Here is an 11,490-nt window from a genome sequence, read left to right as displayed (position 1 = left end):
TCAGGCCGGGCGGAGGGTTCCAGACTCTGGATCCAGACTCTGGACCCGGACTCCGGAAGCGCGGATCCTGCGAGGATGGCCGTCATGACTGAGTCGACGGAGAAATCCACAGTGACACTGGGCCAGGGCACCGGCCCCCTTCGCGGGGTCAAGGTCGTCGAGCTGGCGGGGATCGGGCCGGGACCGCACGCCTGCACGATCCTCGCGGACATGGGTGCGGACGTGATCCGGGTCGACCGGCCGGGCGGCAACCTGCTCGGCGGTGGTGCCGGCGACCTGCTCACCCGCGGCCGCCCGAGCATCGCGCTCGACCTCAAGAACCCGGATGCCGTCGAGACCGTCCTGCGTCTGGTCGAGACCGCCGACGTGCTCATCGAGGGCCTGCGCCCGGGCGTGACCGACCGCCTCGGGCTGGGGCCCGACGCCTGTCTGGAGCGCAACCCGCGCCTCGTCTACGGCCGGATGACCGGCTGGGGTCAGGAGGGGCCGCTGGCCCAGTCCGCAGGCCACGACCTCACCTACATCGCCACCACCGGCGTGCTCAACGGCCTCGGCCAGGACCGCGCCCGACCGCACTTCCCGCTCAACCTGCTCGGTGACTTCGGTGGCGGATCGACCTACCTGGTCATGGGCATCCTCGCCGCGCTGGTCGAGGCCAGGACCACCGGCCAGGGACAGGTCGTCGACGCCGCGATCGTGGACGGCACCGCCCACCTCGCCACGATGATCTCCGGCATGCTCGCTTCGGGTGCCTGGCACGAGCAGCGGCAGAGCAACCTGCTCGACGGCGCGATGCCGTTCTACGCGCTCTACGACACCTCCGACGGCCGCCAGGTCGCGGTCGGCGCGCTGGAGGGCAAGTTCTTCGCCGAGCTGGTCACCCGGCTCGGGCTCGACGGGATCTGCCCGGGGCAGTACGAGATGGAGCGCTACGACGAGATGCGCGACCTCTTCGCCAAGACCTTCGCGTCGAAGACGATGGCCGAGTGGGCCGAGATGTTCGAGGGCACCGACGCCTGTGTCGCCCCCGTCCTCACCCCGACCGAGGCCGCTTCCCACCCGCACCTGCAGGCCCGCCAGACGTACGTCACCCACCACGGTGTCACCCAGCCGGCCCCCGCCCCGCGGTTCAGCCGCACCGCCTCCACCTTGGGCTCGGGACCCGCGGCCAGCGCCGGTCAGCACACCCGCGAGGCCCTCGCCGCGTGGGGCATCGACGACGCCGACGCGCTGATCGAGAAGGGCGCCGCGTTCCAAGACTGAGGACCGGACCGCGGAGCAGAAACAGAAACGGCGCGGCGTACGACCCGGAGGTCGTACGCCGCGCCGTTCTCAGTGGCGCGGTTCGGTTCAGTCCTTGTGGACCAGAGCGGCGGCGCGGCGACGCAGGACCACGACGAGCGCGGTGCCGGCGGCGGCAGCACCGGCGAGCATGGCCAGCAGCGGCCACATCGCGGGCACGGGGGAGTCGCTCTCACCGGCGAGACCGGCGTCGATGTTGGTCGGGACCTCGGAGTCGGTCACCGGCGCCTCGGAGGACTCGTCGGAAGCCGGCTCGGTCTCGTCAGAGGCCGGGGTGGACTCGGACGGCGACTCGGAGGGCTCCTCAGAAGGCGACTCGGACTCCATCGGCTCCGTCGGGGACGGGCTCGGCGTCGGGGACTGCGACGGCTCGTCGACCGGGCAGTTCTCGAACCAGAAGACCTTGGACTTGGTGTCGTTGCCCTGGCTGCCCGGGGTGTGGACGGTGACCTTCACGTGGAAGCCCTGCTCGGGGTGCGCTGTACCCGTCGAGTTGAGGGTGTAGGTCTCGCGGCCGTCGAGGCCGTCCTCGGTGCCGGCGCCGGACGCCTCGTCCTCGCCGACGAAGACCTCGAGGGGGCCGTCGACGGTGAGCTCACCGTCGAGGGTCGGCGCCTGCAGCTCGAAGGAGACCTTCGAGATGATGTCGTCGCCCTTGTCGAAGCCGTACCACTCGATGTCGAACGTGCAGTCCTGGTGGGGATCGTTCTCCGGAGTGGTGTCCGGCGCGTCGTCAGGGGCGAGGACCTTCTCGATCTTGACCGTGCCGTTGTTGCCGGCCGGGTCGTCGCCGGTGGCGAAAGCCGGGGCAGTTGCGAGCCCGGCGAGGGTGACGCCCGCGACAACCGCGCCGGCGCGTACGAAACTCAACACTGGAAAACCTTTCGAAGACCAATGACCGCACCGTGCGGTCCGCATGCAGCCTCAGCCACCGAAAGCGATGGGTGAGTGACCCCGAAATCGCTGTGGATGCTTCGCCGCCCCCACAGCTGCAGACGGCAGCGTAGTGATGCCGCGCACGCGCGTGGAAGTGGGGCACTCCAGTGTTACCGAGCCGTTCCTCAATCGCTGATCTTCTGATTTGCTTGCAAAAGTTTGCGGGACAGGGTGTCGCAAGCACGTACTCCCGGGTAACGTGACCCACATGCATGTCGACGTACTGATCATCGGTGCCGGCGTCTCCGGCATCGGAGCCGCCGCACAGCTCCGCGAGCGCCTCCCCGGGAAGACGCTCGCGATCCTCGAGCAGCGCGATGCCAGTGGCGGCACCTGGGACCTGTTCCGCTACCCGGGCATCCGTTCCGACTCGGACATGTTCACGTTCGCGTTCAAGTGGCGACCCTGGGAGAGCGCGCAGGCGCTGGCCGACGGGCACCAGATCCGCGACTACCTGCGCCAGACGGCGAAGGACTACGGCGTCGACAAGCTGATCCATTACGGCCACAAGGTGACCCGTGCGTCGTGGAGCAGCGAGGACAAGCAGTGGACCGTCTCCGTCGAGACCGCCGACGGTCCCTCCGAGATCACCGCCGAGTTCCTGTGGAACTGCACGGGCTACTACGACTACGCCAACGGCTACCAGCCGGAGTTCGCCGGTCTCGACGACTACGAGGGCACCTTCGTGCACCCGCAGCACTGGCCGGAGGACCTCGACTACGCCGGCAAGAAGGTCGTCATCATCGGCTCGGGCGCGACCGCGGTCACCCTGCTGCCCAACCTGGCCGGCGCCGGCAGCGACCGCGCCGAGAAGGTGACGATGCTGCAGCGCACCCCGACGTACATCCTCTCCCGCCCGGGTCAGGACGCGATCGCCTCGCTGCTGAAGACCGCGCCGTTCAAGCTGCTCGGCCGGCTTCCCTTCAAGCGCCTGCGTGAGACGGTCCGCCACGAGACGGTGCGCTGGGAGAACATCCTCCTCACCGTCGGCACCTACCAGCTGGCCCGCCGGGCGCCCGGCGTCGTCAAGAAGGTGATCCGCGACCAGTGGATCAACGGGCTCACCGCCCGCGGGGGCCGTCCCGGGATGACGAAGGACGAGGCGATCGCCTACGTCGACAAGCACTTCAACCCGCCCTACAACCCGTGGGACCAGCGCATCTGCTTCGTCCCCGACGGCGACATGATGAAGTCGATCCGTGAGGGGTACGCCGCAGTGGTGACCGACCGGATCAAGACCTTCGTGCCGAAGGGCATCGAGCTCGAGTCCGGCGAGACGCTCGAGGCCGACATCGTCATCTCCGCGACCGGGCTCAACCTCCGGCTCTTCGGCGGCCTCGACTACACGGTCGACGGCGAGCCGGTCAGCCTGCCCGACCAGATGGCCTACAAGGGCCTGATGATCACCGGGATGCCCAACTTCGCCTACACGATCGGCTACACCAACGCGTCGTGGACGCTCAAGGCCGACCTGGTCACCGACTACGTGATCCGGCTGCTCGACTTCATGGGGGAGAACGGCTACGACGTCGCCTCGGTCTCGCGGGACCCGAGCGTCGAGGAGCGGCCGTTCATGGACCTGGCCTCCGGCTACATCCAGCGCTCGCTGGAGCTCATGCCGAAGGCCGGCGACCGGGCGCCGTGGACCGCGAAGCAGAACTACCTCGTGGACATGAAGGCGCTCGGGGCCGACGTCGCCGACGGAGTCATCCGGTTCGCCTGAACCGGTTCCGGCACCGGGCCCGTGATTCGTGCCTGTGATTACTGTGACAGGCGTTCCGGGCCCGGTGTGAAGTACGTGGGACTACGATGGTCCCACCATGGATGGCAGGGCAGTTCGCTGGAAGCGTCACAACGATGACCGACGAAAGCGCATCGTCGACGCCGCGATCGGTCTGATCGAGACCGAGGGCGTCAACGTCAGCCTGCAGGCGATCGGCCAGGCCGCCGGGCTCTCCCGGTCCGTGGTCTACCGTCATTTCGCCGACCGTCGCGAGCTCGACCTCGCCATCCAGGCCGACATCCTCGCCGGTCTGTGGGCCAAGCTGTTCCCGGCGATGGAGCTGACCGGATCGATCCGGCAGATCATCTCCCGTACGGTCGGCGCCTACGTCAACTGGGCGCTCGAGCACCCACTCCTGCACCAGGTCGCCGACGTCGACACCGCGCCGAACGGCACCGGGCCGCTGCAGCAGGGCCTCGACCGGGTCGCGGAGCGGATCAAGGAGCTGATGCTGGCGGCGTTCGAGCTGGGCGGCGTGGAGATCTCCGAGATCGACAAGAAGGCCGTGGACCCGCTGATCTACGGCCTGATCGGGATGGTCTTCGGTGCCGTACGCCGCTGGGTCCATGTCGGCGAGGGCATTCCCGACGCCGAGCATCTGACCTCGGTCGTCACCGAGGCCGTCCTGGCGATGATCGACACCCGCGCAACGGCGTACGGGCTCTCGATCGACCACGACCAGCCGCTCGAGGACCTCTTCGGCTGACCGGTCCGGATCAGCCGGGCAGCGTCAGGTCCGCCGGCACCACGCGGGCCAGCGCGGCCCGGCACGCGATGATGCCCGGGGAGTCGGCGATGGCGGTGCGGGTAGCGGTGAAGACCGTACGCCGCGGCGACCCCGGCAGCTCGATGAGCCGCACCGCGGTGCGGTGGCGCACGCGCATCAGGTCGGAGAGCAGGGCGACCGCGTTGCCGGACTCGACCAGCGCGACGTGGGCCTCGACGTCGTCGGTCTCGTAGCGGACCTCGGGCTCGAAGCCCGCCCGCCGACACTGCTCCTCGATCCAGTGGCGTGACGCCGTGCCCGGCGGCTCCATCGCCCACGGGACGCAACCGGCTTCGGCGAGGGAGGTGATGTTGTCCCAGATCGCCCCGGAGCCGCGGGGTGGGAGGGCGAGCCGGAGCCGGTCGGTGGTGAGCGGCTGACGATCGAGGCCGTCGAAGTGCGGTGCGCCGTGGTCGGGGTAGTGCTCGGCGACCACCAGGTCGAGCTCGCGCAGGGCGAGGTCGTGGAGCGCCTGCTCGGGCGCGCGCTGGGACAGCATCACCCGCAGCCGCGGATGGCGCCGGGTCAGGTCGGCGAGCGCCTGTGGCATGTAGGCGAGGGCGACGGACTGGAAGACCGCGACCCGCACCGTGCCGGCGGTCTCGTCGCCGAGCGAGGTGACCGCGGCCTCGGCCGCCTCGAGCCGGGCCAGGATCTCGGTCGTGTGCTCGACGAGCACCTCGGCCGCAGCGGTGAGCTGGACCCGCCTTCCCGCCTTGGTGAGAAGGGGGACACCGACCTCTCGCTCGAGCTGGCCGAGCTGCTGGGAGACCGACGACGGGCTCTGGTGGAGGGCCTCGGCGACCTCGGCCAGCGTCCCGCGCGCGGCGAGCTCGGCGAGGAGTCGGAGGCGGCGGACGTCGAGCATGGCTTTCCCTCCTGTCGAAGCGGAGCCCGAGACAAATGGTTCAGTTTTCCTTACGAATAATCTCCACGAAACATCGCTTTATCTTACGTGACTCCGGTCGCATACTCGGCTCTATGACCACCAATGACGCGCTCATCGCCGAGGTAGACCACCTCGTCCGCGGCTGGCTGGCGAAGGCTTCGACCAAGCCGGCCGCCCCGGCCGCACAGCGCCTCGCCGACGTACTCAAGGACCCTGCCGGGCTCGACTTCACCGTCGGGTTCGTCGACCGGGTGATCCGCCCCGAGGACGTACGCGTGGCGGCGGCCAGCCTCCGCGAGCTGGCCGGCAACGTACCTTCGTTCCTGCCCTGGCACCTGAAGCTGGGCGTGAAGCTCGGCGCGCTGATGTCGCTGGTCGCGCCCTGGTTCGTCATCCCGGTGGCGCGCCGTGCGCTGCGGCAGATGGTGGGGCACCTGCTGATCGACGCCTCCGACGCGCGGCTCGGCAAGCAGATCGAGCGGATCCGCGAGCGCGGTGTCTCGCTGAACATCAACCTCCTCGGTGAGGCCGTCCTCGGCCAGAAGGAAGCCGACCGGCGCCTGGCCGGGATCCGCAAGCTGCTCGCGCGCGATGACGTCGACTACGTCTCGGTGAAGGTCTCCTCGCCGGTCGCGCCGCACGCGGTCTGGGCCTACGACGAGGCCGTCGAGCACGTCGTCGAGCGGCTCCTCCCGCTCTACACCTACGCCGCGAAGTCCTCTGCCGCCGGGACGAAGAAGTTCATCAACCTGGACATGGAGGAGTACCGCGACCTCGACATGACCATCGACGTCTTCACGCGGCTGCTCGACCGTCCCGAGCTCGCCGACCTGGAGGCGGGCATCGTCCTGCAGGCCTACCTGCCCGACGCGATGGCGGCGATGATGCGCCTCCAGGAGTGGTCGGCCGCTCGGCGCGCGCGTGGGGGCGCGCCGATCAAGGTGCGACTGGTCAAGGGCGCCAACCTCCCGATGGAGCACGTCGAGGCGTCGCTGCACGGCTGGCCGGTCGCGACCTGGTCGACCAAGCAGGACTCCGACACCAACTACAAGCGGGTCCTGTCCTGGGCGCTGACGCCCGAGCGGATGGCCAACGTGCGCCTCGGCGTCGCCGGCCACAACCTGTTCGACGTGGCGTACGCCTGGATCCTGGCTGGTCAGCGGCAGGTTCGTGACTCGGTCGAGTTCGAGATGCTGCTGGGCATGGCCGAGGGCCAGGCTGAGGCGGTCCGGGAGACCGTGGGTGGCCTGCTGCTCTACGTGCCGGTCGTGCACCCCAAGGACTTCGACGTCGCGATCGCCTACCTCGTGCGTCGCCTCGAGGAGGGCGCCAGCACCGAGAACTTCATGTCGGCGGTCTTCGACCTCAACTCATCCGAGGCGCTCTACAAGCGCGAGAAGGAGCGGTTCGTACGCTCCCTCGCGGCAGTCGACGACTCCGTTCCCCCGCCCAACCGGACCCAGGACCGGCGCGAGCCGGTGGCAGACGCGCCGGTGGCCCGGCCTTTCGAGAACACCCCGGACACCGACCCGCACCTGCCCGGCAACCGGGAGTGGGGCAAGGCGATCATCGCCCGGGTGGGCTCCTCGACGCTGGGTGACCAGCTCGTCGCCGACCACACCGTGACCTCGGTCGAGGCCGTGGAGTCGGTGCTCGAAGGTGCCGTCGGCGCCCAGGCCGACTGGGGCCGCAAGTCCGGTGCCGAGCGTGCCGCGGTGCTGCGGGCCGCAGCCGTCGAGGTCGAGCGACGCCGCGCCGAGTGGCTCGAGGTCGCTGCGTCGGAGTGTGGCAAGACGCTCGACCAGGGCGACCCCGAGGTCTCCGAGGCGATCGACTTCCTCAACTACTACGCGAGCCTGGCCGAGGAGCTCGACCTCGTGGACGGCGCGCGTCAGGTGCCCGTACGCCTCACCCTGGTCACCCCGCCGTGGAACTTCCCGCTCGCCATCCCGACCGGTGGTGTCGCGGCGGCGCTCGCGGCAGGATCGGCCGTCGTGATCAAGCCGGCCCCGCAGGCACAGCGCTGTGGCTCGGTGCTGGTCGAGACGCTGTGGGCCGCCGGGGTGCCGAAGGAGGTGCTGCGGCTGGTGCACGTGCCGGAGAACGAGGTCGGTCGCGCGCTGATCGCCTCGCCGCTGGTCGACCGTCTCATCCTCACCGGTGCGTTCGACACCGCCGAGCTCTTCCGCTCGTTCCGCTCGGACCTGCCGATGCTGGCCGAGACCTCTGGCAAGAACTCGCTGGTGGTCACGCCGGACGCCGACCTCGACCTCGCCGTCAAGGACCTCGTCTACTCGGCCTTCGGTCACGCCGGACAGAAGTGCTCGGCGGCGTCGCTGGGCATCCTGGTCGGCTCGGTCGCGACCTCGCGCCGCTTCCGCGACCAGCTCATCGACGCGGTGACCTCGCTTCGCGTTGGTTACCCGACCGACCCGACGGTGCAGGTGGGCCCGGTCATCGAGCCCGCCTCCGGCAAGCTGCTCAAGGCTCTGACGACGCTCGCCCCGGGTGAGTCCTGGCTGGTGAAGCCGCGCCAGCTCGACGACACCGGCCGGCTCTGGTCGCCGGGCGTGAAGACGGGTGTGAAGCGTGGCTCCGAGTTCCACCTGACCGAGTACTTCGGTCCCGTCCTCGGCCTGATCTCGGCCTCCTCGCTCGACGAGGCGATCGAGATCCAGAACCAGGTCGACTACGGGCTCACGGCGGGCATCCACAGTCTCGACCGGGCCGAGATCTCGCAGTGGCTCTCGTCGGTGGAAGCGGGCAACGTCTACGTCAACCGCGGCATCACCGGTGCGATCGTGCGCCGCCAGCCGTTCGGTGGCTGGAAGAAGTCGGCGGTCGGTGCCGGGACCAAGGCTGGCGGCCCCAACTACCTCGTCGGCCTCAGCGACTGGGTCTCCGCCCCGGCCACCGAGCTTGCGACGCCGTCCCCTGCCGTCCGGTCGCTCGTCGACTGGGCCGACCGGCTGCAGCTGGACGAGATCGAGATGCTCAAGCGTGGGGCCGGCTCGGACGCGGTCGCCTGGGAGCGCGAGTTCGGTGCTGCCCGGGACGTCTCGCGGCTGACCGCGGAGGTCAACGTGCTGCGCTACTCGCCGGTGCCGGTCACCATCCGCTACGAGGGTGGGCCGGTCGCTCACCTGCTGCGGGTCCTCGCCGCCGGTGTCGCCGCTGGCGCTCCGGTGACGGTCTCCGTCGCCGAGGCGCTCGACGACGAGACCGCCTCGCTGGTGCGCGCCACCGGTGTGACCTATGTCGTCGAGGACATGGCTGCGTGGGCGTCGATCCTCTCCGGTCCGTATGCGCCCAGCCGCGTACGTCTCCTGGGTGGGTCGCGGGAGGTCTTCGCCGAGGCGAGCCAGGGCCGGGTCGACATCGCCCTCTACGCCCAGCCCGTCGTCGAGGCCGGCCGGGTCGAGCTGCTCACCTTCCTGCACGAGCAGGCCGTCTCGGTCACCGCCCACCGCTTCGGCTCCCCGACGCCGCTGGTGGACAACCTCTTCTGACAGGCACCCTCGACGGGTCGACCATCGGTGGTCGACCCGTCGAGGTCTGCTCGCTCTCCTACAGTGGTGCAATGATTTCGATCGCGCGAACCATCGTGCGTCTCCTGATGGGCGTGGCGATGATGGGCGCGGGGGTGGCGCACCTGACCACCCAGCGACACGAGTTCCGAGCGCAGGTGCCCAGCTGGTTCCCGATCGACGAGGACCTGACCGTCCTCGGTTCGGGGGTCGTCGAGATCGGTCTCGGGCTGGCTTTCGTCGCTCTTCCGGCCAGGCGGCGGCTCGTCGGAGCGCTCCTCGCCGCGTTCTTCGTGGCGATCTTTCCCGGCAACATCGCGCAGTACGTGGAAGGGGTCGACGCGTTCGGTCTCGACACGGACACCAAGAGGTTGGTGCGGTTGCTCTTCCAGCCTGTGCTCGTTCTCTGGGCCCTGTTCGCCGGGGGCTGGATGAGGCGTTCTCGAGACGACTGAATCGCCTGCTTCTGACATGACTGCCGAGTCGGGCGCATCCGACCCCTCTCGCTCCGCGCTTCGCGCGGTCACTCCCTCGCTCGGCACGAGCGGACGAGCAAGCTCGCCGCTCGGCCTCGCTCCGGTCGTCTCGCTTCGCTTCGCGAGGCACGGGGTCAGATGCGCCGACTCGGCACGCCTGCTCGTCAGTGTGCTGCTGAGCGTGCCCCCGCCCACGTACGCAGGTAGGACTCCGACCCGCGGACGATGTCGTCGATCACGTCCTGGCCGCCGGTGAGGCGGAGGTCCTCGAGGTAGTCGGGGACCATCCCGTAGTGCGCGACGCCGTCGGTGTTGTAGTCCCAGATCCGCTGGCCGGTGACCTGGCGGTCGACCACGGAGTCACCGAGGATGCTCTGGAACGGGTAGCCCACCCGCGTCTTCGCCGGCCCCGGCGTGCCGCCGAAGCCGTTCATGTCGAAGCCGAACCCGATGCCCGCGCCGTAGCGGTCACGGACGGGAGCGGTGCGGGCGTACTCCGCCAGGAACTGGTCGGTGCTGTGGCCGTAGATCGTCGAGAAACCACCGAGGGCGTAGAGCCGGTCGAGGTAACGCTCGTCCATCCAGGAGTGGCTGGCGAGAGCGCCGGGGTAGTCGGTCTCCTCGAGGATGTCGAGGGTGCGGTCGGCTGCCTTGGCGCTCATGTGGTCGACCTCGACCATCATGCCGCGCTTGATCAGTCCGCGGAGGGCGTACTCACCCAGGGCGGAGAGGCCGTAGGGGTTGCACACCGTGCCTGACGGATAGATCGGCGGCTGCGGCAGCCAGGCGAACTCGGCCGGCCGGTCGACGAGGCGCGGATTGTTGTCGTGGGGCTGGCCGGGATCGCAGGCCTTCGGCGTCCAGAACGTCCCGGTGGTGAGGAACTGGCCGGCGTTGATCAGCAGCCCGGTGGTGCCCTTGTCGTAGCGGACCCCGCACAGCGCGTTGTCGAACTTGTGGCACAGGAACATCGACGACACCCCGAGCGACTTCAGCTCGTCGAGCCCGGCGTCGATGTTGGCCCGCGTGCACGAGGGCAGCCGCAGCTTCTGGGAGCAGCCGAACGGTTCGGAGGTCTCCACGCCGAGCACGACGGCGAGCTTGCCGTCCTCGATCACCTCGCGGGCCTGGCCGGCGTCGGTGACGATCCGGTACCAGCCGCGGCCCTCGCCGCCGTACTGCGCGTCGATGAAGGCCTGGGTGTCGTACGCGTCCTTGGCCTGCTTCCGCACCGCGGTCATCTCGTCGCAGGACTGGTGGGTGCCCGGGTTGATTGCGCACAGCGCCTTGTTGCTGGTCAGCTGCACCACGAGGATGCGCTGGCCGGCGCGCCAGGCACGCTCGACCCAGCGGTAGTACATCTGCTGGTGGGTCAGCGAGTCGTAGGCCGGCCAGTCCTTGAACGACGGCCAGCCGGTGGTGTCGTGGAATCCGAGCGGGCTGCCCGAGCGGGTCAGGTTCTCCAGCAGCGCGGTCTCACCCGCGATGCCATGGGAGGGGCAGTCCTTGAGCGCGTCCGCGATCCCGTTCGCCGACCACGCCTTCCCGCAGACCGCCGCGCCGCCGATCCCGTCCTGCATGAACATGTGGCTGTGGGCGTCGATCAGCCCGCGCACGGTGCCGTCCGGAGCGGTGCCTGTGAATGGCTCGCTGGTCACGTTGACCTCGGACTCCGGCGAGGGAAGCCGCCGCTCCACATCGTCACCGGAGGCGGGCGGACCCACCATCGCGACCGTCACCGCGAGGGCGATCACAGCAAGCAGGGACGTACGTCTGATGCGCATGTGGCCTCCCGATGACCAGCGGCGAGT

The 11,490-nt window shown here is 69.5% G+C and carries 8 protein-coding genes; 5 read left to right on the top strand and 3 right to left on the bottom strand.

The genetic code is table 11. The features are described from left to right. Nucleotides 1–84: 84 nt before the first annotated feature. Nucleotides 85–1,263, top strand: coding sequence for a CaiB/BaiF CoA transferase family protein (locus OG984_RS19550; protein WP_328527865.1), 1,179 nt, complete (start codon nt 85–87; stop codon nt 1,261–1,263). Nucleotides 1,264–1,350: 87 nt separating this feature from the next. On the opposite strand, the gene OG984_RS19545 is transcribed toward OG984_RS19550, so the two are convergent. Next, nucleotides 1,351–2,172, bottom strand: coding sequence for a hypothetical protein (locus OG984_RS19545; protein WP_328527864.1), 822 nt, complete (start codon nt 2,170–2,172; stop codon nt 1,351–1,353). 274 nt (nt 2,173–2,446) lie between these two features. Between OG984_RS19545 and OG984_RS19540 the strand changes: the two genes are divergently transcribed. Continuing rightward, nucleotides 2,447–3,961, top strand: a complete 1,515-nt coding sequence (locus tag OG984_RS19540) for a flavin-containing monooxygenase (protein WP_328527863.1) — start codon at nt 2,447–2,449, stop codon at nt 3,959–3,961. A gap of 97 nt (nt 3,962–4,058) precedes the next feature. Beyond that, complete coding sequence (locus OG984_RS19535; protein WP_328527862.1) at nt 4,059–4,727, top strand: TetR/AcrR family transcriptional regulator; 669 nt, start codon at nt 4,059–4,061, stop codon at nt 4,725–4,727. Nucleotides 4,728–4,737: 10 nt separating this feature from the next. Here OG984_RS19535 and OG984_RS19530 read toward each other — a convergent pair whose 3' ends face one another. After that, complete coding sequence (locus OG984_RS19530) at nt 4,738–5,655, bottom strand: LysR family transcriptional regulator (RefSeq protein ID WP_328527861.1); 918 nt, start codon at nt 5,653–5,655, stop codon at nt 4,738–4,740. Nucleotides 5,656–5,768: 113 nt separating this feature from the next. On the opposite strand from OG984_RS19530, the gene OG984_RS19525 reads away from it, so the two are divergent. Together OG984_RS19525 and OG984_RS19520 are read left to right on the top strand one after the other, a co-directional pair. Further along, nucleotides 5,769–9,185 carry a bifunctional proline dehydrogenase/L-glutamate gamma-semialdehyde dehydrogenase gene (locus OG984_RS19525; RefSeq protein ID WP_328527860.1) on the top strand — a complete coding sequence of 1,139 codons (3,417 nt, stop codon included), beginning with the start codon at nt 5,769–5,771 and terminating at the stop codon, nt 9,183–9,185. A gap of 71 nt (nt 9,186–9,256) precedes the next feature. Then, nucleotides 9,257–9,658, top strand: a complete 402-nt coding sequence (locus tag OG984_RS19520; protein WP_328527859.1) for a DoxX family protein — start codon at nt 9,257–9,259, stop codon at nt 9,656–9,658. A gap of 185 nt (nt 9,659–9,843) precedes the next feature. Here the strand turns inward: OG984_RS19520 and OG984_RS19515 are convergent, their stop codons facing one another. Next, the gene (locus tag OG984_RS19515; RefSeq protein ID WP_328527858.1) at nt 9,844–11,463 is read right to left on the bottom strand and encodes a Coagulation factor 5/8 type domain-containing protein; all 1,620 of its coding nucleotides are present in this window, start codon (nt 11,461–11,463) and stop codon (nt 9,844–9,846) included. Nucleotides 11,464–11,490: the final 27 nt, after the last annotated feature.

Source organism: Nocardioides sp. NBC_00368, from assembly GCF_036090055.1.
In the GTDB taxonomy this organism is placed as follows: domain Bacteria; phylum Actinomycetota; class Actinomycetes; order Propionibacteriales; family Nocardioidaceae; genus Nocardioides.
This window is presented reverse-complemented; position numbering and strand designations above follow the sequence as displayed.

What these genes read in the sequence shown, in the direction of transcription:
- OG984_RS19530 (WP_328527861.1), bottom strand. Translation starts at nt 5,655, where the DNA reads ATGCTCGACGTCCGCCGCCTCCGACTCCTCGCCGAGCTCGCCGCGCGC.
- OG984_RS19540 (WP_328527863.1), top strand. Translation starts at nt 2,447, where the DNA reads ATGCATGTCGACGTACTGATCATCGGTGCCGGCGTCTCCGGCATCGGA.
- OG984_RS19550 (WP_328527865.1), top strand. Translation starts at nt 85, where the DNA reads ATGACTGAGTCGACGGAGAAATCCACAGTGACACTGGGCCAGGGCACC.
- OG984_RS19520 (WP_328527859.1), top strand. Translation starts at nt 9,257, where the DNA reads ATGATTTCGATCGCGCGAACCATCGTGCGTCTCCTGATGGGCGTGGCG.
- OG984_RS19515 (WP_328527858.1), bottom strand. Translation starts at nt 11,463, where the DNA reads ATGCGCATCAGACGTACGTCCCTGCTTGCTGTGATCGCCCTCGCGGTG.
- OG984_RS19535 (WP_328527862.1), top strand. Translation starts at nt 4,059, where the DNA reads ATGGATGGCAGGGCAGTTCGCTGGAAGCGTCACAACGATGACCGACGA.
- OG984_RS19525 (WP_328527860.1), top strand. Translation starts at nt 5,769, where the DNA reads ATGACCACCAATGACGCGCTCATCGCCGAGGTAGACCACCTCGTCCGC.